16 protein-coding genes are annotated in these 21,853 nt (G+C 35.8%); all 16 read left to right on the top strand.

Features of this window, described 5'->3' with window-relative positions; genetic code table 11:
- The first annotated feature begins 284 nt into the window (after positions 1–284).
- The 16 genes from alaS to AC1PU0_RS10490 all read left to right on the top strand — a co-directional run bounded on the left by alaS (position 285) and on the right by AC1PU0_RS10490 (position 21,813).
- The gene (gene alaS / locus AC1PU0_RS10565; RefSeq protein WP_206850288.1) at positions 285–2,924 is read left to right on the top strand and encodes an alanine--tRNA ligase; all 2,640 of its coding nucleotides are present in this window, start codon (positions 285–287) and stop codon (positions 2,922–2,924) included.
- A gap of 460 nt (positions 2,925–3,384) precedes the next feature.
- Entirely contained in the window at positions 3,385–4,095 is a 711-nt protein-coding gene (locus AC1PU0_RS10560; RefSeq protein WP_206850287.1) for a tRNA (adenine(22)-N(1))-methyltransferase, read from the top strand.
- Entirely contained in the window at positions 4,085–5,203 is a 1,119-nt protein-coding gene (locus AC1PU0_RS10555; RefSeq protein WP_206850285.1) for a Nif3-like dinuclear metal center hexameric protein, read from the top strand. The genes AC1PU0_RS10560 and AC1PU0_RS10555 overlap by 11 nt, the downstream gene beginning before the upstream one ends.
- 22 nt (positions 5,204–5,225) lie before the next feature.
- On the top strand, positions 5,226–6,455 hold the full coding sequence (gene pepT / locus AC1PU0_RS10550) for a peptidase T (protein ID WP_206850282.1): 1,230 nt from the start codon (positions 5,226–5,228) through the stop codon (positions 6,453–6,455).
- 130 nt (positions 6,456–6,585) lie between these two features.
- Positions 6,586–7,494: a diacylglycerol/lipid kinase family protein gene (locus tag AC1PU0_RS10545; protein WP_206850281.1), complete on the top strand. Its 909-nt coding sequence runs from the start codon at positions 6,586–6,588 to the stop codon at positions 7,492–7,494.
- Positions 7,495–7,569: 75 nt separating this feature from the next.
- Positions 7,570–7,848: a DUF1294 domain-containing protein gene (locus AC1PU0_RS10540; RefSeq protein WP_069654242.1), complete on the top strand. Its 279-nt coding sequence runs from the start codon at positions 7,570–7,572 to the stop codon at positions 7,846–7,848.
- 30 nt (positions 7,849–7,878) lie between these two features.
- Positions 7,879–8,925, top strand: a complete 1,047-nt coding sequence (locus AC1PU0_RS10535; RefSeq protein ID WP_069654241.1) for a lysylphosphatidylglycerol synthase transmembrane domain-containing protein — start codon at positions 7,879–7,881, stop codon at positions 8,923–8,925.
- Positions 8,926–9,052: 127 nt separating this feature from the next.
- Positions 9,053–10,495 carry a catalase gene (locus AC1PU0_RS10530; protein ID WP_206850280.1) on the top strand — a complete coding sequence of 481 codons (1,443 nt, stop codon included), beginning with the start codon at positions 9,053–9,055 and terminating at the stop codon, positions 10,493–10,495.
- Between the two features lie 398 nt (positions 10,496–10,893).
- Positions 10,894–12,327: an amino acid permease gene (locus tag AC1PU0_RS10525; protein ID WP_206850278.1), complete on the top strand. Its 1,434-nt coding sequence runs from the start codon at positions 10,894–10,896 to the stop codon at positions 12,325–12,327.
- Positions 12,328–12,602: 275 nt separating this feature from the next.
- Positions 12,603–13,133: a transposase gene (locus tag AC1PU0_RS10520; RefSeq protein ID WP_479998306.1), complete on the top strand. Its 531-nt coding sequence runs from the start codon at positions 12,603–12,605 to the stop codon at positions 13,131–13,133.
- Entirely contained in the window at positions 13,130–14,014 is an 885-nt protein-coding gene (locus AC1PU0_RS10515; protein ID WP_479998811.1) for an IS3 family transposase, read from the top strand. Before AC1PU0_RS10520 ends, AC1PU0_RS10515 begins: the two co-directional genes overlap by 4 nt.
- Positions 14,015–14,254: 240 nt before the next feature.
- Positions 14,255–15,763 (top strand): hypothetical protein, encoded by a 1,509-nt coding sequence (locus AC1PU0_RS10510; protein WP_206849601.1) that lies wholly within the window; start codon positions 14,255–14,257, stop codon positions 15,761–15,763.
- Between the two features lie 287 nt (positions 15,764–16,050).
- Positions 16,051–16,803 carry a trypsin-like serine peptidase gene (locus AC1PU0_RS10505; RefSeq protein ID WP_242596570.1) on the top strand — a complete coding sequence of 251 codons (753 nt, stop codon included), beginning with the start codon at positions 16,051–16,053 and terminating at the stop codon, positions 16,801–16,803.
- A gap of 415 nt (positions 16,804–17,218) precedes the next feature.
- Positions 17,219–17,932, top strand: a complete 714-nt coding sequence (locus AC1PU0_RS10500; protein ID WP_206849599.1) for a YcjF family protein — start codon at positions 17,219–17,221, stop codon at positions 17,930–17,932.
- Between the two features lie 412 nt (positions 17,933–18,344).
- Positions 18,345–18,848 carry a DNA topology modulation protein gene (locus AC1PU0_RS10495; protein WP_069654235.1) on the top strand — a complete coding sequence of 168 codons (504 nt, stop codon included), beginning with the start codon at positions 18,345–18,347 and terminating at the stop codon, positions 18,846–18,848.
- Between the two features lie 196 nt (positions 18,849–19,044).
- The gene (locus AC1PU0_RS10490; protein WP_206849597.1) at positions 19,045–21,813 is read left to right on the top strand and encodes a helicase C-terminal domain-containing protein; all 2,769 of its coding nucleotides are present in this window, start codon (positions 19,045–19,047) and stop codon (positions 21,811–21,813) included.
- Positions 21,814–21,853: the final 40 nt, after the last annotated feature.

The following is a 21,853-nucleotide window of genomic DNA, read 5'->3' as shown; positions in this document are numbered from 1 at the left end:
TTTGTAAGGAAACTAAAGGATATGGTTCGTTTTCTCGTGCTTACAGAAAGTTCTTCATTGCTGAAAGAAGAATAGCTCAAAAACGTAATTGCTCCCTTTACGTCATTTTTGATAGAAATATCAACGCTACTCTGCGTTATAGAGTTTAAGAGGTAATGAATGGTTCAAGTGATTTCATTGCAAACAAGGTGGTACCGCGATTTTTCGTCCTTGTATTGCAGTGAGTATCACTTTTTTTATTGCTTAAGATCAACTAATCCAGTGAGGAAAGTAGGAATCGAACAATGAAACAATTATCAAGTAGTCAAGTTCGTCAAATGTATTTAGATTTTTTCAAATCAAAAGGACATTCTGTGGAGCCGAGTGCGTCTTTAGTGCCTGTCAATGATCCAACCTTATTATGGATCAATTCAGGTGTTGCAACATTGAAGAAATATTTTGATGGCTCAGTCGTTCCAGAAAATCCAAGAATCACGAATGCGCAAAAATCGATTCGTACCAATGATATTGAAAACGTTGGGAAAACAGCGCGTCACCATACCATGTTTGAAATGTTAGGGAACTTCTCGATCGGTGATTATTTTAAAACAGAAGCAATCCATTGGGCGTGGGAATTTTTAACGTCTCCTGAATGGATGGCCTTTGATCCTGAAAAATTATATGTCACAGTTTACCCAAAAGACACCGAAGCAAAGCGGATTTGGCATGAAGAAGTTGGGTTATCAATGGATCATATCATTGATATTGAAGATAATTTTTGGGATATCGGTGCAGGGCCTTGTGGTCCAGATTCAGAAATCTTCTACGATCGTGGTGAGTCGTTTAACGATGTTGCCGAAGATGATCCAGAAAATTATCCTGGCGGTGAAAATGAACGTTATTTAGAAATTTGGAACTTAGTATTTTCTGAATTTAACCACCAAGCAGATGATACCTACGAGCCGTTACCTCATAAAAATATTGATACGGGCATGGGCTTAGAGCGTATGGTTTCCATCGTTCAAAATGCACCGACGAACTTTGAAACAGATTTATTTATGCCAATCATACATGCAGTAGAAAAATTAAGCGGACGAGTAACCTATGGCCAATCACCGCAAACGGATATTTCATTTAAAGTTATTGCTGACCATATCCGTGCATTATCGTTTGCAATCGGTGATGGAGCGTTACCATCAAATGAAGGTCGTGGCTATGTCTTGCGTCGTTTATTACGTCGTGCGGTTATGCATGGCAAAAAATTAGGAGTTAACGAAGCTTTCTTGTACAAACTAGTTCCGGTAGTTGGCGAAGTAATGGTAAGTTATTATCCAGAAGTACTACAACAAAAAGAATTTATCGAAAAAGTTGTACGCACAGAAGAAGAACGTTTCCATGAAACAATTAATGAAGGATTAGATATTTTAAATGAGTTGATTGAAAAAGTAAAAGCGACCAAGGAAGATACGTTAAATGGAAAAGATATCTTCAAATTGTACGATACGTATGGTTTCCCTGTGGAATTAACAGAAGAAGTTGCAGAAGATTCAGGCTTGAAAGTAGATCATGCTGGATTTGAAAAAGAAATGGAAGCTCAAAGAACACGGGCTCGTTCTGCTAGAAGTAAAGCAACATCAATGGGTGTTCAATCGGCTGTTTTAACGGATATTAAAGTTGAAAGTAAATTTGTCGGGTATAGTCATTTAGAAGCGACAAGCAAACTTTTAATTATTTTGAAAGAGGAAGAAATTCTTAGCGAGCTTTCAGAAGGGACAGCTCAACTGATTTTTGCTGAAACGCCTTTCTATGCAGAAATGGGAGGACAAGTTGCCGATCACGGAACAATTAAAGATCGAAATGGCACGATTGTAGCTCAGGTAGAAAATGTCTTAAAAGCACCAAATGGCCAATTCTTACACACGGTTCAAGTGACTGGAAAATTAGTTGAAGGTGCAATGTACGAATTACATGTAGATGAAAAAATGCGCAATCGTATATTGAAAAATCATACTGCGACGCATTTACTACACCGCGCATTAAAAGATATTTTAGGGGATCATGCGAATCAAGCAGGTTCATTAGTTGCTCCAGGACATTTACGTTTTGACTTCACTCATTTTGGTCAAGTGACAGCAGAAGAGTTAGTTCAAATGGAAGCGATCGTTAACGAAAAAATCTGGGAAGCAATTCCTGTTGAAACAGTCGAAACAGATATTGACACAGCGAAAAATATGGGTGCTATGGCTTTATTTGGTGAAAAATACGGGAAAGAAGTCCGTGTTGTCAATATAGGTGGCTATTCAATCGAGCTTTGTGGAGGGACGCATGTAACAAATACAGAAGATATCGGTATTTTCAAAATCGTTTCTGAATCAGGAATCGGTGCCGGTGTTCGCCGAATCGAAGCTGTTACAAGTAAAGAAGCGTATGAATTAATGAATGAAGAAGAAAAACAATTAAAAGCAATTGCAGGAATCGTTAAATCACCTCAATTGAAAGAAGTTGTGTCAAAAACGGAACAATTACAACAACAATTACGTGATTTACAAAAAGAAAATGAGCAACTTGCTGGCAAATTAGCCAATCAACAAGCTGGTGACATCTTTAAGGAAATCAATGAAGTTGCTGGTACAACGTATATTGCCGCACAAGTAAACGTAAAAGATATGAATCAATTGCGTCAGTTAGCGGATCAATGGAAACAAAAAGAATTGTCAGATGTCTTAGTTTTAGCAACAGCGCAAGAAGACAAAGTCAGCTTATTAGCAGCGATGTCTAAGGCAGCGAACGAAAAAGGTCTAAAAGCTGGCGACTTGATCAAAACAATTGCACCAAAAGTAGGTGGTGGCGGTGGTGGCCGTCCAGATATGGCACAAGCTGGTGGTAAAAATCCAGCAGGAATCAGTGATGCTTTGAAAGAAGTCGGAAACTGGTTGTCAAAATAAAATGAATAGCAGAGGTTCGGATTTAGCTGGAAGAGTTAGATCCGAACCTCTTTTTTATGATAGAGCACAAACCAAGAAATCGATCTGTATTGGAAGGATCAGAAAATGTGGAAACACTTAGTGAAAACAGCAAAGGAAGAAAATTTTTATTGGCAGAAATGAAGTCGATGATACTTGGATTAATATCAAAAATCAGTTGATCCTCACAAAGTAGGCACCTAGATGTAGTAGAAAAAATGCGCCAAGAAACACCGTTGAAGGCAACGCTTTTTGAATCGTAATTATTCAATCAAAATGAAGGAGGGCGCTAAATATAAGGCAAAAAAGCTGATTGTTGTACTATGTTTGTATCAGCTAAATCATTTAATTGAGCTGAAAAAGAAATTGTAACTAAATTCCTTCTTTCAACGTTTTCAACCTGATTTTTGAATGGTATAATAACCACGGAGGAATATGTCAAATGAATGAAAATCAATTATCAAAACGTTTAGCACGTGTGGGAGAATTAGTTCCTGAACAAAGCCGTTTAGCAGATATCGGTTCTGACCATGCGTATTTACCAGTAGCATTAGTTTTACAAAAGAAACTTAATTTTGCGGTGGCGGGGGAAGTCGTAACAGGTCCGTATGAAGCAGCCAAAAAACAAGTGAAGAAAAATGGTTTGACAGATCAAATCGTTGTTCGCTTAGCGGATGGTTTAGATGCTATAGAGAAATTAGATAAGATCACAGCTGTTACAATTTGTGGTATGGGAGGTGTCTTGATTCGTGATATTTTAGATGCAGGTTGGAATAATCAGCGTCTTCAAGGAAATGAACGTCTTGTATTACAACCCAATATTGGGGAGAAACCATTGCGTGACTGGTTGACAGTGCACGGGTACACCATTATAGAAGAAGATATTTTAGAAGAAAATAATAAAATTTATGAAATAATTGTAGCTTCTAGACACGAGGTAAGAGTCGCATACTCAGAAAAAGAGCGACTTTTCGGCCCTATTCTACTAAAAAAGCAATCACCTATTTTTCAAAAAAAATGGCAAGGAGAATTAAAACAGAGAGAAACCATTTTAGCACAATTAGCTAAAGCAGCTGGAGATCAACAAGCAAGAATACAACAAATAGAAAATGAACTCACTGAAATCAGGGAGGTTTTGCAAAATGAGTCTTGATGGGACTGTTTTTATTGAACGTTTTGAAGAGTATTGTCCGCAGTGGCTAGCTGAAGCAGGTGATCCTGTAGGGTTACAGATTGGAACAGTGAATAAAAAGATCAATCGAGTGATGGTGACACTGGATGTTCGACCGGAAGTAGTTGCTGAAGCAATCGAAAAAAACGTTGACTTGATTATCGCCAAGCATCCCCCTATTTTCAGACCAGTCAAACGGTTAGATACAAATGATTTACAAACCAACATGTACGCTGATTTATTAAAACATGATATTGCTGTTTTTGCAGCGCATACGAATATGGATATTATTGATAATGGCTTGAATGACTGGTTTTGTGAATTGTTGGGGATTCAAGATACGAGTTATCTAACGAAAACGCATACGATAGCATATAAAAAATTAGCTGTTTTTGTACCTGTAGATGATGCAACAAAGATGCGTAAAGTGCTAGGTCAAGCAGGTGCAGGACTTCAAGGGGATTATATCAATACAAGTTATTCATTGATTGGAACAGGACGATTCACACCAACGGTTGGTGCGAATCCAACAATTGGCTCGATTGGCAAAGAAGAAGCAGTACAAGAAGCAAAAATCGAAGTGATATTCCCAGAAACAATCGAAAAAAACGTCATTCAAGCAATGTTGGAGGCACATCCTTATGAAGAACCAGCATATGATGTGTACCCAATAGAAAATATCACTAAAGAATACGGTTTGGGCCGAGTTGGAAACTTAAACAAAGCAGTCTCTTTAAAAGAGTTTGTTTCCTCTATAAAAGAAACCTTTGATTTAGATGGTCTGAGAATTGTAGCTGAAGATGAGAACAAGCGGATTCAACGCGTTGCAATTTGTGGAGGCAGTGGTGAAAAATTCTTCCGAGATGCCCTTAAAAAGCAGGCAGATGTTTATATTACAGGAGATGTCTATTATCATACTGGGCATGATATGTTAACAGAAGGATTAACTGTAATCGATCCAGGGCATTATATCGAACAATTATGCAAACCGAAGTTGGTCGAACTATTCAATCAATGGAAAAAAGATTATAATTGGGATATAACCTTTATCGAATCAGAAGTAAATACGAACCCGTTTAAATTTAGATAATGTAGAAAGAAGGAACCGACGAATGTATGAAAATTTATTGCCACGTTTTTTACGCTACGTAAAAACAGAAACACGCTCTAATCCAAAAAGTGAAACAACGCCTTCAACGCAAACGCAAGTTGATTTTGCCCAAATGCTAAAAAAAGAGTTGGAAGAAATTGGTATGAGCGATGTTGTATATAACGAAACAAATGGTTTTGTAGTGGCTACTTTACCGAGTAACGTAGACAAAGAAGTTCGTTCAATCGGCTTTATTGCTCATATGGATACAGCAGATTTTAATGCGGTAAACGTTAATCCACAAATTATTGAAAAGTATGATGGTGAGTCAACAATCAATTTAGATAGCGAAGGAAAATACACGTTAAATACGAAGGATTTTCCGAACTTAAAAAACTATGCAAATCAAACGTTAATCACCACAGATGGTACGACGCTTTTAGGTGCCGATGATAAATCTGGGATCGCCGAAATTATGACAGCTATGGAAATTTTGATTAAAAATCCCTCAATCAAACATGGAACGATCCGAGTAGCTTTTGGTCCTGACGAAGAAATCGGTGTTGGAGCGGATAAATTTGATGTAGCGCAATTTAATGTTGATTTCGCTTATACAATGGATGGTGGTCCAGTGGGTGAGTTACAATATGAAACATTCAACGCAGCACAGGCTGAAGTAACGATACAAGGGAAAAATGTACATCCAGGAACAGCCAAAGATACGATGATCAATGCGCTACAATTAGCAATCGATTTTCATAACCAATTACCGCAAAATGAAGTTCCTGAAAAAACGGAGGGTGACGAAGGATTTTTCCATTTAGCACAAATGAGTGGAACGCCAGAAGAAGCGCAAATGACGTACATCATTCGTGATCATAATCGTGAAAAATTTGAAGCACGGAAAGCCTTGATTCGTAACATTCAAGAAATCATGAATCAGCCATTTGACCATGAACGAGTTCAGATTGATTTGTTTGATCAATATTACAACATGGGGGAAATAATCGAGAAAGATATGAGCATTATTGAATTAGCGAAAAATGCGATGATCGAGCTTGATATCGAACCATTAATCGAACCTGTCCGAGGCGGAACGGATGGCTCTAAAATTTCATATTTAGGTATTCCAACACCTAATATTTTTGCTGGTGGCGAAAATATGCATGGTCGTTTTGAGTTTGTCTCATTACAAGCGATGGAAAAAGCAACGGATGTTATCGTGAAAATTGTAGAATCCAACGCAAAATAAAGGAAATCACTATTCATAATTGTAGTAAAATTTAAAAAGAGGGAGTAATGTTACAGGTAGTGACTTACTTCCTATTTTTCTGTCAGAGCAGGATGAGCCCGCTATACTTTAAATTTTAGGAGGAACTTAAATGGAAAATGTAATGATACTTTTTAATAAAACATCTGGTAAAGATAAAGGCAAAGAATTAGCCGAACAGTTTGTAGACTATGCCAAAAATCATGGTCAAACAGACACGCATTTTCTATTAGAACAAGTTGGTCCAGATTGTGATAGTCAAAAGACCGTTAAAAAAGCAAAGACTGAAAATATCGATACACTGATCTTTATCGGTGGTGATGGTACGATCAATCATAACGTTGAAGACTTTCAAAAAGAATTACCACATCTAAATGTTGGATTATTGCCTGGTGGTACTGTTAATAATATGGCAAGGGTTTTGGGAATCCCGCTAAAATTTGAAGCAGCCGCTGATGTGATTTTAGATGGAGTAACAAGAAAAATCGATTATGGCATGATCAATCAAAAAGTCATCGTTAGCACCATGACGATCGGTATTTTAGCAGATACAGCGGCTCGAATTAGCCAAAAAGAGAAACAAAAATATGGTAAACTTATTTTTATTAAAAACTTTTTCAAATTACTCGCAAAGAAAAAACGTTATCGGTTAGAAATCAAAACAGAAAAAGAGCAGTGGCAAGGGAAAACACAGCTTGTTACCGTGACGATGACTAATTCTGTGGGTGGCTATACGAATTTTGATAATTCAGCATCTCCAGATGATGGTTTGTTTCATCTAACGATTTTACCAAAATTAAACTTTTTTAAACTAGCTTTTTACTTACCCAAAATTATTTTAGGCAAAATCTATGAACTTCCTGGAATCAAGTATATGACGGCAGCTGAAATAACCATTAAAAGCTTGAGCGAAAAGAAAGTTGGGACTCGTGTCGATGGAGATCCAAGTGAGGATCTACCGATTCAAATGACTGTTATTAAACACGGCTTGACCGTATTTGTTCCAGAAGAACAAGCGTAAATTTTTATGAAATACGTTACATGACTTGGTCTTTCAAGATGTTCCATTAAGAGACTAAAAGTTGGAGGAAAATCAATGACAGGTTTGTTGAAACATTTGCCATGGGTGTATTTGCTCATCGTAAATTTGGTTGAATTTTTTGTTATGTATCTTGATAAACAACGAGCTAAAAGAAGAAAATGGCGGGTTCCTGAATTTGATCTTTTGTTTATAGGGTTGATAGGTGGAGGAATGGGCGGCTTACTCGCGCAACAACTTTTTCATCATAAAACGAGAAAATTACGCTTTTATTTTTTCTTTATCTTTGGTACACTTGTAGCTATTGCAATTAGTTTTGTTAGTTATAAAAGATAATCGTGAATTTAAATTTAGTAAGGAGAGACTATGAAAAGCAATTCAAAAACAAAGGTTTTCCTGAATATCGGCTTGTTGGCCATTATTATCGGAGTAATTATTTATGTAATGGATAATTCTCTTAGCGATATATTTGCTCAATTGATGAAAACAAGTTGGATCGTTGTCGCTCTTGTTATTTTGTTAGGTGTCATTTATCAAATTGTTGAAGGTCGCTCTATCAAAGAGATTGCTTCTTATTTTCAAAAGGATTTCTCAACAAAAGATGGTTTTTTCACGTCTTGTTACGTGGCCTTTTATCGTGTGATCTCGTTTGGAACGGGAACATTACTTTCTGAAATTTACTTTTATAAGAAAAAAGGATTGGCCGTTTCTCAAGGAGTCGGTGTAACGGCCTTGCATATGATTATGTATAAAGCTGCTGTTATTTTTTTGTCAGTCCTAGGACTGATTGTGCAATTTTCATTATTTTATGAGCATGCACCAAAAATGATTCCGTTCATTTTAGTAGGTGTTGTTTTGACGTTTGTGATTATATTGTCACTACTGATTCTTTCAAGTAGTATCAATCTTCAAGTTTTATTGATTAGTTGGAGTAACAAGCATTTTAAGAGAAAAAAATTGCGAGATTGGGTAGATAAGTGTAATTTGCAAATCTATTCATTGAGAGAAACAGTTCAAACAATTACGAAAGATCGTTCAGCGATGATTCGGATTTTCGGTTGGAATGTAGCGAAGTTACTTTTTTGGTACGTGATTCCATATGTTGTATTGGTTGAAAATCATCCGAATATTGATTTACTGCTAGTTCTTTCTTTTACCAGTTTTTCAGTTATTTTATCGGGAGTATTTCCAACGCCAGCTGGAATTGGTCCATTTGAATTTGTGTATTTATTACTATTTAAACCTTTAGTGGGAACGGTCGATGCAGTGTCTTCTTTGTTATTGTACCGTTTTGGTAGCTTTGTATTACCATTTTTGATTGGGTTTATCTACGTTTTAGTTCAAAAAAGACAAGAGATAAAACTAGGGCTTCATGCTGTTAGAGAAGAAAAAAACGAAGCTGCTGATGAGTAATGCAGTTAAAACGATTAATAGAAGGAGAGTCGGTTGAAACCTTTACGTTTCAAGCGACTCTCTTTTATTTGAACAAAAAACTCGTTAGAGTTATTATTATGTAAAGAATATATAGGAGAGTGAAAATATGAGTAAAAAAATGACCACAAGTGAAGGACAACCTATTGCCAATAATCAACACTCGCAAACTGCGGGAAAAAGAGGACCAGTATTGATCCAAGATGTTCACCTTTTGGAAAAACTAGCTCATTTTAACCGCGAAAGAATTCCTGAAAGAGTCGTTCATGCTAAAGGAGCTGGTGCTTTTGGGGAGTTTGAACTAACAAATGACATGAGTAACTACACAAAAGCTGGGCTTTTTAACGGGGTAGGAAAAAAGACAAGAGTTGCGATCCGTTTTTCTCAAGTTGCTGGGGAATCAGGATATATCGATACGTACCGTGATGTCAGAGGTTTTGCAGTCAAGTTTTATACAGAAGAAGGAAATTATGATATTGTCGGCAATAATACACCAGTTTTTTTTGTTCAGGATCCATTGAAATTTCCTGATTTTATTCATTCTCAAAAGCGCGATCCTAAAACACATTTACGCGATCCGTATATGCAGTGGGATTTTTGGTCTCATTCCCCTGAATCTGTCCACCAGGTAACGATTTTGATGGCTGATCGTGGCATCCCTGCAAGCTACCGCACGATGCACGGATACGGTAGTCACACATTTAAATGGGTTAATGATCAAGGCGAAGTATTTTGGGTAAAGTATCACTTTAGAACCAATCAAGGAGTGAAAAACTTAACAGATGATGTTGCTGCCCAAATTGCTTCTCAAAACACAGATTATTTGATGGATGAACTATTTCAAGCGATTGAAACTGGAGACTATCCTTCATGGACACTTTGTGTACAGCTCATTCCATACGAGGAAGGGTTGAACTACAAGTATGATTTATTCGATGTAACGAAAGTCGTTTCACAAAAAGAGTATCCTTTAATCGAAGTCGGTACGATGACATTAAACGAAAATCCTCAAAATTATTTTACAGATGTTGAAGAAATCGCTTTTTCACCAGCAAACTTAGTGCCTGGGATAGAAGTTTCACCAGACAAGTTATTACAAGGAAGACTATTTGCCTACAAAGATGCAGCTCGCTATCGTCTAGGTGTTAATTACGATCAATTACCTGTCAATAAACCACACAATGAGGTCAATAACTATGAAAGAGATGGGTTCATGCAAGGGAATAATCAGGGTGGGGCAGTTAACTATGAGCCAAATAGTGAAGGAGGACCCGTTCAAGACGAATCTGCGGCGATTACGCCATTTGATGTAGAAGGGCAGGCTGGTACGTATGAATATGGACCAGACCACTATTCTCAAGCTGGTGACCTTTATCGTTTGATTCCAGAAGATGAAAAAGAACGTTTAGTTCAAACCATTAAATCAAATTTAGGCCAAGTGGACAATCGAGAAATACAGATTTTAGAAATCAAACAATTTTATCAAGCGGATAAAGACTATGGGACAAGAGTTGCTAAAGCGTTGAACATTCCAATAGAGGAAATTCAATAGTAATCTATAGTTTAAACAAATACCATGGGAGTCATTTTGGTCCAGGCGCTCGTTAGAAGGGACCCTTTGAATCTGAGAGTTATTGCTCTTTTATGCTTAGAACAGTTCATTGGTTAAATTTAGTTTTATTCTTAATGGTCAAACTCTAATCTTCATGAGAAAAAAGTAAATGATCTATACAGTAATATATAAGACTGAACCTTTGTTTTATCAAGGTTTCAGTCTTATTACATGTTAAAGAAAAAGTGAATCATTAAAAAAGATGAATCATTGGATTTTTTATCTAATAAATTGCTGATAAGATCGATATTTAGGCATGTGAATGCTTGTTTAAAATCTTAAAAATGATTATGCTTAAAAAGTAATTTTATACTTAATGATGGATAGGAGCTGTTTTGATGGGACAAAAGCAGATGCGGTGGTTTACCGTTGGTCTGATAGCGTTCAACATGGTTTGGGGCTTGGGGAATGTCGTGAATAACTATGCACAACAAGGCATATCAGTTGTAACATCCTGGATCTTGATTTTGGTCTTATATTTTATTCCGTATGCATTGATTGTCGGACAACTAGGTTCAACATTTAAAGATAGTAGTGGGGGTGTCAGTTCCTGGGTTCAAAATACTAGTACGAAGAGTTTAGCGTATTACGCAGCTTGGACATATTGGGTCGTACATATTCCCTATTTAGCTCAAAAACCTCAGTTAGTATTGATTGCCTTTGGTTGGGCAATTCAGGGAAATGGAGATATTGTGAATAATTTTTCAGTTGTAGGTATTACAGTAATCTCGCTTGCCATTTTCTTACTCTTTTTACTATTGTCGACGAGAGGGTTAATGACATTAAAAGTTATTGGTGGCATGGCCGGAACTGCAATTTTTGTGATGTCGATGTTATTCATTCTTTTAGCAATTGGTGCGCCAATGATGAATTCTACAGTTGAATTTGCAACGCCTCACATGGATAAAATCAGTACGTATATTCCTAAATTTGATTTTAGTTACTTTACGACTGTTTCCATGCTGGTCTTTGCTGTTGGTGGAGCAGAAAAAATTTCACCTTATGTCAATTCAATGAGAAATCCAGCCAAAGAATTTCCTAAAGGAATGATTTTTTTAGCGTCAATGGTTGGTGTTTCAGCTGTATTAGGCTCTTTTGCCATGGGTATGTTATTTGCAAGTAATAATATCCCAGAAGATTTAATGGCAAATGGTGCGTATACTGCTTTCCAACTATTAGGTGAGTATTATGGTGTTGGAAATTTATTAATGATCATTTATGCAATCACAAACGGTATCGGACAAATTTCAGCATTGGCTTTTTCGATCGATGCACCATTACAAATCCTTTTAGCCGATGCAGATCCAGATTACATTCCTGCGGCGTTACGTAAGAGAAGTAAAAAAGGAACGTTGATCAATGGGTATCTATTAACGGGTATTTTAGTGAGTATTATCATCGTACTGCCAATGTTTGGGATCGACAACATCAAAGAACTAGTGAAATGGTTGACTAACTTGAATTCAGTTGTGATGCCAATGCGTTATTTATGGGTATTCTTTGCTTATATGATGTTAAATAAAGCGTATAAAAATTATTCCTCTGAATATAAGTTTATAAAAAATCCCAAAATCGCCTTTGGTTTTGGGTTATGGTGTTTCTTATTTACAGCGTTTGCTTGTATTTTAGGAATGGTTCCGAAATTTGATTTTGCAGCTGACCCTAAAGCTTGGCTCTTCCAATTAAGTTCTAATATTATCACACCAGTTGTCTTGATTTTACTAGGGATGATTTTACCAGCTATAGCAAGACGTGAAAAAAAGAATGCATAAATCAATCAAAGAGAGTGAAAGGGTCACAACTTTTCGAGTCGTATCTCTCATGGAATCCGGATAAACGGTGGGAGCAGAAGTAACCCCTTCGGAAATAAGCTGAAATTGCTGTAAAACACAACAAGGAACAAGTTGATGTTGCACAGTACCTACTTGGTCACAAAAATTTGAAGAACAATTTTCGTAAATTTCCTCTTATTTCTCAGGGTTAAACACTTCTGATGTGACCCCCAAAAGTTGTACGTGAAAAATACAATTTTTGGAGGTTATTTTTTATGAGTTATTATGAGGTAGAATTCAAATTAAAGCTAGTGAAAGAGTACCTAGAAGGCCCTCTGGGCGGACGAGCCTTGGCTAAAAAATACGGACTCCCATCAAATGCCTTAATTTACAATTGGAAACACTCCTATCAATTATTTGGGAAAGAAGGGCTCAAAAGACACCGTTCACTGACAAAATATACTAGTGAATTTAAGCGAGATGTATTACACTTTATAGAAACGACAGGTGCTTCTTTCGGTGAAGCAGCAAGACAATTCAAGCTGCCTAATGGGTCGATGATTTCTCGTTGGCAAAAGAAATACATCGCTGGTGGTCAAACGGCTCTGTCTAATCAAAAAGGGAGACCCAAAAAAAGGATGAATAAACCAACAAAAAAACAGCAAGAAACAAGCAAACTATCTCGTGAAAAGGAATTAGAGCGTGAGAATGAATGTTTACGAATCGAGGTTGAGTATTTAAAAAAGCTACGGACTTTCCAACAAACTATTATGGCGAAGCGAAAAGACGAGTTCAAACCAGAATAGCCATAGAACTTATTGGAAAGTATCGTCAAGATCACGTATTACAAGCGATTAAGCTACCGCGTTCTACCTTCAATTACTGGAAAAAACAGATAATGAGCGAAGAAAAAATGACTCACCTAGAGAAATTGATTCAAACAATTTTTGAAGAGAATGATCGCAATTATGGCTATCGTCGAATCAAACTGGCTTTAGTGAATATGGGCTATCAAATCAATCATAAGAAAATCCGACGAATTATGAAGAAATATAACTTAGTATGTATAAGCTTTACTCGTCGTTCAAGAAGGTATCGATCTTACAAAGGTTTAGTGGGAACCTTGGCAAAGAACAAGGTGAATCGTCGCTTTTTTAGCACGATGCCAAAACAAAAAATCTTTACAGATATTTCAGAATTCCACTATACTGAACGAAATTCCGAAGGAATTAAACTAAAAAGAAAAGCCTATCTCAGTCCTTTTCTTGATGGTTTTAATGGAGAAATCATTGCCTATCAATTTCAGCAAAAACCAACGTTGGATTGTGTATTGATTCCTTTAAAAACAGCCATTAAAGAAAGTAAAAAGACCAACTTTCGAACAACAATCCATTCCGATCAAGGGTGGCATTACCAAAATCAACAGTATGTTAGACAATTGAAGCAAGCAAAGTTATACCAGAGTATGTCACGAAAAGGAAATTGTTTGGACAATGCATTGATGGAAAATTTCTTTGGTCTAATGAAACAAGAAATGTATTATGGTCGTAGTTTTTCTAGCTTTGAGGAATTAAACCGAGCAGTTACAAATTATATTGATTATTACAATCATCATCGGATAAAAGCAAAATTGACTGGTATGAGTCCGGTTCAATACCGAATTCATACCAGTCGAATGACAAGTTAATCTACGTACAACTTTTAGGGCGCACATCATTCTGTCCCATCCTCTTTTTTTCTTTTAAATTGCGGAGTTAAGTATTTTTTAGGTGTTAAAAATATGATTTCAAGCGTTGTTTTTCTTTTAATTTAATATATTTGTAAAAAAATGAGAACATTTTTTTGTTTTTATCGGTATAATAGAAGTGGAAGTCTGTTTTTTTTTCTAAAAAAATGATACGATTTAGACAGGAAAAAAATTGAGGAAGTGAGAACAATCAGTAAACGACAACGTCAATCAATAAAAGAAGAAAGATCAACCTATATTTGTAAAGAAGTTGATCCTGACTATCTTGGGCGTGAGATATATGCCGATAATGTGGATACGCCATATTCATTTTATTTAGTTCGAAAATTGAATCTAGCAAAAGATTATCAAAATCTAGCTGAAGGAGAGGCATTTTTTGATGCAATTTGTGACAGCTGGGATGAAACGGAAGAATTCGAAGAATTAGTCGTTAAAAAGATTTATATGTATGTTGAAACGGAAATCATGTTTTACACCTTATTGATAGGTAGTTTTGAACCAACTAGAAGAGAACTTCGCATGAACTTGAAACAATGGTTTGAAGAAATTGCGCTTGACAAAGAAGAGCATTCACTGGTTTATCGAAATGAAGCGACATTGAACGCTGGAGAGATACAGGGAATGATGAAGCAAATGCTCGAGACGTCAAATGAGATTTTTCGTCTACGGAAAATGATGAATGATTTAACAGAAACAATCAATCAAGGAAAAGTTGAATGGCATGCACCGAAAAATAATCCGATTATCTCTAGAAGTATTCAGACAATCCATCTTAAAAGAGCGCAACCTTTAGTTGTTGAAGAAGATAGAGCCGAAAAGCCAACGATTGAACAGACTGAAGCGGATAAAAGTGTAGATGTCGAGGTTGATTTGATTGATGAGGCGTTAGTTGAAGAAGCTGTCGAACAAGAACCAGTGGAAGAATTAGGCGAAGAAACGGAAAAAAAGTTGCCGAACGAATTGGCGAAAAAACCAATTCAAGAAGATTTCCAAGTAGAAGACGAGCCTACAATATCACAAGACCTAGACGCGGAAAATAACGAAGCACCAAAAAAAGAACGTACTTCAATCAAATTGAAGCGTCAACAACTAGAGACAACAAAAGCAAGTGTCGAGTCGGATGTAAAAAAAGAAACCGAAGAGCAAATTGGTGCGTTTGAACCATTAGATCTGGATTTGTTAGTTTTCAAAAAAGGAAAAACGCAAAAGGCAACGCCAAGCAACTGGCCACGTTTCTCTAAGCAACTGAAATTAAGAAAAAGAATTGTAGCTCCTGCGAGAATTCCAAATTTTTCTAAGAGTGAGATGGAAAACTTAGAAGATGAAATTTACTTGTGTTTTATGAATAAACGCATGCGATTAGGGACAAAGAAAAATAAACCACAGAAAAAAAATATCCTCCGTTCAGAGTTACTTGCTCAAATCAGCCAGGCAGAATATTTAAATTATTCATGGGGGCAAGTATTAAGACAACGAAAAGAAGATGTCTTGATATGTGGTCGCTTAAGTTGTGGAGAGTTAGTATCTTCTTTAGATGACTTTTTACAAGAAATGCGTGAAATTGCCTACAGTCGTTCGTTGTTTGGTAAAAAAGTTCGCTGTTCAGTTGACTTATTACGTCGCTTAGAAGGATATATTTTAATGGATCAATATATGCAAAACCTAAGCTTGATGCCAGTCGAAAAATAACTACGAGATAGAAAAAAGTGAATTAGATGTTTAAAAGACTAGGGTAAAACTGGATCAGTTTTGCTCTAGTTTTTTTGGTGAGTGTGACGATTCACAGGTCTCTATTTTGCGATACGTTGAAAGACGATTCATTACTATTTTTATTTAAAAAGGGAGTAGATGATAGCTATTTAAAAAACTATATAATACTTATTGACAGAAATAATTTTATGTATTACACTTTTATAAAAGTACTATCCTATATTTAATAGGTGAATATTTTTAGATAAAGAAAGGGGTTAATTCGTTTGAAATTGTTAAAAATAGGTTTTATTGGTGTGTTTTTATTAGGCGCTACATTTTTTAGTTTTGCTCCTAAATCAGAAGCGGTAGGTGTAGAACATCGTTCCATTATTGGTGTCGATGAACGTTCTCGAGTTTTTGACACCACACTTGCACCTTATCAAAGTACGGTTTATGTCTCATCAAATGGATACATGGGATCGGGTGCTGTTATTGGGAAAAATACTGTATTGACTGCTGCACATGTTGTAAAAAGAATTATGGAAAATCCGACCAAAGCCACTAATTATGTTATTCCTGGGAGAAATGGCGCTACTCTTCCTTATGGTAAGTTCAAAATCAAACAAGTTCACATTCCTCAAAGATATTTGGATAAAGTTGATCTTGACCATGATATTGCTGTACTTACACTTGAAGAAAACAATGGTCACAGTATTGGCGATGTTGTTAAGCAAAATCCAATGGTTCTAACTAATACTGTATCGATTGGAAATACCATTTCAAGTATGGGGTATCCTGGTGACAAACCGTTTGGAACGATGTGGGAGTCCAAAGGAAAAATTATAAGACAATCGACGAATCGCATCGATCATGATATTGATACTGTTGGTGGACAATCTGGTTCACCCATTTTCAATGAAAATCACGAAATAATAGCTGTACATGTTTCAGGCGGAAAATATAATAATTCAAGTGTAAAATTAAACACAGAACATATTGAATTTGTTTTAAAATACATTAGTGATACTTCAAACTAGTCATTATATGCGTGGAAAGGGAAGCAATTATCGACAGATGACGTGATGTAAACAATAGAGCGCCTATAGCATAATGAGGAACAAAATTATAATTATGCATGTAGATGAGAAAAATGCAAAAGACCATTATTCATATAGAAATGAAAGCAATTAGTGAGAATAAAAAAATCCAGGTATCAGTCATATGCGATTGATACCTGGATTTTTTAGAAGAATAGTTATCCTAAACGTCTGTAAATGAATGAGCAAAGAAAAAATTAGCGCTTATTTTCATTCGATAACAGACTTTTATTTTCAGATTATATTCAAAAGTGCTGTCTTTTGGTGAAATAAGATTTCTATTGTATGATTAAAGTATAGAAGCATTACGTGTATGTATACATAGTTTATGAAACATAATTGGAGGTAATGAATGATGAAGAAACGTTTAAAGAAAAAAACGACAGATGAAAAAAAATCATTCCTAAAAAGGAGCAAAACGAATACACAAAAATATGAAGAAAAAAACGCAAGCTCAGATGAAAAAGAATTTGAATCATTTTTTTCTGAAGTAATAAAAAAATTTCCAGCAAAAACATCAACAGTGATCCTAAATAGTTATGGGAAATCGAAAGATCGTGCTGAAAAAATCTTGGCTAAAAGCAAAACACAATTCGATAGTATTTTTGATGAATTTTTGGAAGGTGTCGATGAAGAAACGAAAAGAAAATGCCATAAAATAGTCCATGCGGCGTCATTAACAGCTGCTATTATAGGCTGTTCACCAATTCCTTTTTCAGATGCCTTGTTACTTGTTCCTATCCAATTGACTATGATGGCTCGTTTGCATAAATTATTTGGGCAATCTTGGTCTGAAAGTATGGGCAAGAGTATTGGGAAAGAAATTGTTGTCGTAGGGCTTGGGAAAAGTGCAGTTGGCAACTTAATAAAACTTCTTCCAGGTGTGGGAACAGTTGCTGGTGCTGCCATAAATGCTACTGTTGCAAGTTCGATTACAGAAACGCTTGGTTGGGTGACTGTCAAGATGTTAAATGATGGAGAAGATATTTTTGAGCAAACAATGACATTTAAAGGTCAGTTCCAAACATTGTTTAAAGCAGTCCAAAATTCAAGCAAAAAGTCAAAATAGAGAGTACGAATAAAATAATAGATTAGTAGATTTAAAATTAGAAAGAAATTTTTTTAAACAATCAACCATTCACATAGCTTAAGTAGTTGATGATCAAGACGAAGCAATTGCTTTTTACACTTTGATAGAAAATATATCCCCACCTTCTCCCCTCTGATATGTTTCAACTACTGATTTTTAAAGTCATAATCATATTTAGCCACTATAAAAAGCCCCCTAAGTTAGATTTTCTGGTCTAACTTAGGGGGCTCACTTCAGAACTTTGAACGGCTCTTTTTTTATTAGTTTCAAAAGTAGTATATGTTAAAAAGTTCTTTTATAAGCTGTACGTTCAGTTTAACTAAACTATACCAAGTTACGTTATTGATGGTATAATAAAATTTCCGAAAAAATTTTATTGGAGGGAATACTCATGAAAAAGATTATTTTAATCGGCTCAAGTGGAGCTGGTAAGTCAACCTTGGCACTTAGATTAGGTGAGAAATTAGGTATTGAAGTTTTTCATTTAGATAAATTACTTTGGAAACCGAATTGGGAAATGACAGATAGAGAATACCAAATTGAAGTACAAAATAATTTGATCATGAAACCTTCATGGATCATTGACGGAAACTATGGCGCAACACTTGGTATGAGAATCAAAGCGGCAGATACTATACTATTTTTAGATAGAAATAGATATGTATGTATTTATCAGATTTTGAAAAGAGTAAAAAAATTTAACGGTTTGACCAGACCTGATATGCAACCAAATTGTCCTGAGAAGTTTGATTTAAGTTTTTTAAAGTGGGTATGGAATTTCCCAAACAAACAAAAGGTTGAGATTCTTGAAGAGATACAAAACCTTCCTAAAACTAAAAAAGTAATAGTTCTAAAAACTAAAAAACAGATTCAACTTTTTTTAGACGAGCTATAAAAAATCAAAAGAATCATTCTAACAACTAATCAAGAATGATCCTTTTTTTTGTTAACCAGAAAAGAAACGAATGTGACAGTTGGACAGAACTAAGATAACCCAAACACCTTCACTACCAAACCTTTCAAACTAATACTAAAAAAAAAGTTCATTTTGTAGTATAATTTTCAAGGGTAGAGGAAAGGCGGGGAAGTCCATGAAAAAAAAGCAGACATATGCAGTAGTTGATCTTGAAACAACTGGGACCGATCCGTTGGTCGACCGGATTATTCAATTCGGCTGTGTATTGATCCAAGAAGGAAAAATCGTTTCCCGTTTTGCGACTGATATCAATCCTAATCAGGCGATCTCCAAACAGATTCAGCAACTTACTGGCATTAGTAATTCACGTGTGCAAAAAGCGCCATATTTTGAAGATGTGGCACTAACGATTTATAATTTACTAGCAGATACAGTATTTGTTGCACATAATATTTATTTTGATTACTCCTTTTTAACACAGGAATTGCTTCGTTGCGGTACACCTAAATTAAAAATTCCTGGAATTGATACAGTGGAATTAGCTCAAATATTTTTACCGACAGAAAAAAGTTTTCGTTTAGGCGATTTATCTGAAAGTTTAGGGTTAATTCATGACAATCCTCATCAGGCAGACAGTGATGCACAGGTGACGGCCGAACTTTTGTTATTGATTGAAGCCAAGATGCGTCGCTTACCACTGATTACGATGGAAGCAATCGATCATTTGAGTCAGCAAACAGGCATGGATACAAGTGCTTATATCCATCATATATATGAAGAAATGAAACAGGATATTCAACCGCTAGCAAAAGAACAACACGTTGTGTCAGGCATTGCTTTGAGAAGAAAAGAAGTTCCGCTTTATGAAGAAAAGTTATATGGAAAATCAAGTTTCCCGCAAAAGAAAAAAGCAAAGGAAAAAGTTTTTGCAGATACAATCAGCTATCGTTCAGAGCAGAGCCGGATGATGAATTTAGTTTACGAACATTTTACGAATGATGAAAATAAAAATTTGTTTATTGAGGCTGCGACAGGAACAGGAAAAACATTGGGTTATTTATTTCCATTAAGCTATTTAGCTAAACCAGATAACCCAGTTATTATCAGTACAGTATCGATTGTTTTGCAAAATCAATTAATGGAAAAAGATATTTCACTAGCAAACCAAATTTGTCCCAAGCCGATTCAAGCTGTAATCATTAAAAGTCATCGTCATTACATCGATTTACAACGATTTAAAGCTACGTTAAAAAATCCAATACAGCAAAAGCAATATGCGTTGTATCAAATGGGTGTTTTAGTATGGTTGGTGGAAACAGAAACGGGAGATCTTGATGAATTACAATTAACGAACTTTAACCATATCTTTTGGCGGGATGTTGCCCATCGAGGCATCGATTTTTTATCAGATCAAGATGCGTTGTATCAAGAAGATTTTGTGCGTTTTCTCTATAAAAAAATTAGACAAAGCAACGTATTGATTGTCAATCATGCATTTTTGGCACAGGAAACGCTCAGAGAATTGCCACTTTTACCGAAAAGTTCGTATTTGATTATTGATGAGGCTCATCATCTACCGGATATTGCAGGGAAGATTGCGAATCGTCAATTTAACTATGTTTCCTTTAAAAAGCAGGCAAGTCTTTATCTGGAAGAAGATCAGTTGTTTGATCAAGTCAACCAAATTTTCGAATCTGAAACACAAGAACAGCGTTTGTTGCGGATTTATTCTAAAGCATTAAATGATCTAGTGGAAGAATTTAGTGATTTATTTTACGAAATAAATCAACTCTTTAACAAGGATCATTTATCTAATTTAGAAGCAATGTTGCTAACAAAGCCGATATTTGATCATTTATCACTTAGTGGTGAGACGTCGATTCAAAAGATCGAGATTCTCTTAACTGAAATGCAAGAAATTCAAAATAGGTTGAATCAGTCGATTGTGAATGCTTTGGAAAAATATACTGCTTCAGAGCGAATTGTATTCGTTAGCTTGCTGCAATTCTTTGAACGGATTGAATGTTTAGCGGATTGTTTTGCTATTTATGTCAATGAATGGCATCCACGTTGGATCAAGGAATATAGCATCACACCACAAGGATACGGGCTGCTTGCATTGAATGATTTAGAGGCAAGTATTTTGCCAGAGACGACTTGGTATGATCGTTATCAACGAATTTTGTACACAGGTGGAACCTTGAAGTTTGGGAATGATAAGAAGTATTTGCCTAATAAATTAGGATTAACAGATGTGTTGTTTAAAACGTTACCTGATCCTTATGATTATGAGCAAAATGCACGTTTGTATATTCCAACAGAAGCAATAGCAATCAGTCAGGCGAATGCTACAGAATTCTCAGCTTATATCGCATCCGTGATTCAAGAATTGTCACAAGAACATGACCGATCCATTTTGGTTTTATTCACGTCGCATGAGATTTTATCTAGTGTTTATTATCGTTTGCATCCTCAATTTTTAAATGAAGGAAGAGACCTTTTAGCCCAGGGAATTAGCGGTAGTCGGGAAAAAATTCTAAAACGTTTCGCGCATTCAAGAAATAGCGTCCTACTTGGAGCTGACAGTTTTTGGGAAGGTGTCGATTTACCTGGGGAAGCATTATCTCTGTTGATCGTGACACGTTTACCATTTGAAAATCCTAAACGACCGTTTGTCAAAGCACGTTATGACTATCTTGAAGAAAAAGGAATCAATCCCTTTACTCATGAGGCTTTGCCAAAAGCCGCGTTACGATTACGTCAAGCCTTAGGCCGCTTGATTCGTTCCGATGATGATAAAGAAGCTCTAGTTGTCCTAGATAGGCGTTTAGTAACAGCTAAGTATGGCAAGCGGATGGTAAAGGCTTTGCCAAAAGATTTGGTAGTGAAAGAAGAATCATTAACTGAAATAGCATCAGAGCTAAAAGAATTTTTAAATAAATAAATTTAGTTACTATCTATTAAATCAAACCGATTTTCTGCTA

This window comes from Enterococcus sp. XAF26B05_ASV22 (assembly GCF_056727285.1).
The sequence above is the reverse complement of the archived record's forward strand: the minus strand, read 5'-3'. Positions and strand labels throughout refer to the sequence as shown.

Bases quoted from the DNA above. Each gene is read 5' to 3' on its own strand.
- AC1PU0_RS10500 (WP_206849599.1), top strand. From the start codon at position 17,219: ATGAAGAAACGTTTAAAGAAAAAAACGACAGATGAAAAAAAATCATTC.
- AC1PU0_RS10530 (WP_206850280.1), top strand. From the start codon at position 9,053: ATGAGTAAAAAAATGACCACAAGTGAAGGACAACCTATTGCCAATAAT.
- AC1PU0_RS10560 (WP_206850287.1), top strand. From the start codon at position 3,385: ATGAATGAAAATCAATTATCAAAACGTTTAGCACGTGTGGGAGAATTA.
- pepT (WP_206850282.1), top strand. From the start codon at position 5,226: ATGTATGAAAATTTATTGCCACGTTTTTTACGCTACGTAAAAACAGAA.
- alaS (WP_206850288.1), top strand. From the start codon at position 285: ATGAAACAATTATCAAGTAGTCAAGTTCGTCAAATGTATTTAGATTTT.
- AC1PU0_RS10535 (WP_069654241.1), top strand. From the start codon at position 7,879: ATGAAAAGCAATTCAAAAACAAAGGTTTTCCTGAATATCGGCTTGTTG.
- AC1PU0_RS10490 (WP_206849597.1), top strand. From the start codon at position 19,045: ATGAAAAAAAAGCAGACATATGCAGTAGTTGATCTTGAAACAACTGGG.
- AC1PU0_RS10555 (WP_206850285.1), top strand. From the start codon at position 4,085: ATGAGTCTTGATGGGACTGTTTTTATTGAACGTTTTGAAGAGTATTGT.
- AC1PU0_RS10495 (WP_069654235.1), top strand. From the start codon at position 18,345: ATGAAAAAGATTATTTTAATCGGCTCAAGTGGAGCTGGTAAGTCAACC.
- AC1PU0_RS10520 (WP_479998306.1), top strand. From the start codon at position 12,603: ATGAGTTATTATGAGGTAGAATTCAAATTAAAGCTAGTGAAAGAGTAC.
- AC1PU0_RS10545 (WP_206850281.1), top strand. From the start codon at position 6,586: ATGGAAAATGTAATGATACTTTTTAATAAAACATCTGGTAAAGATAAA.
- AC1PU0_RS10525 (WP_206850278.1), top strand. From the start codon at position 10,894: ATGGGACAAAAGCAGATGCGGTGGTTTACCGTTGGTCTGATAGCGTTC.
- AC1PU0_RS10540 (WP_069654242.1), top strand. From the start codon at position 7,570: ATGACAGGTTTGTTGAAACATTTGCCATGGGTGTATTTGCTCATCGTA.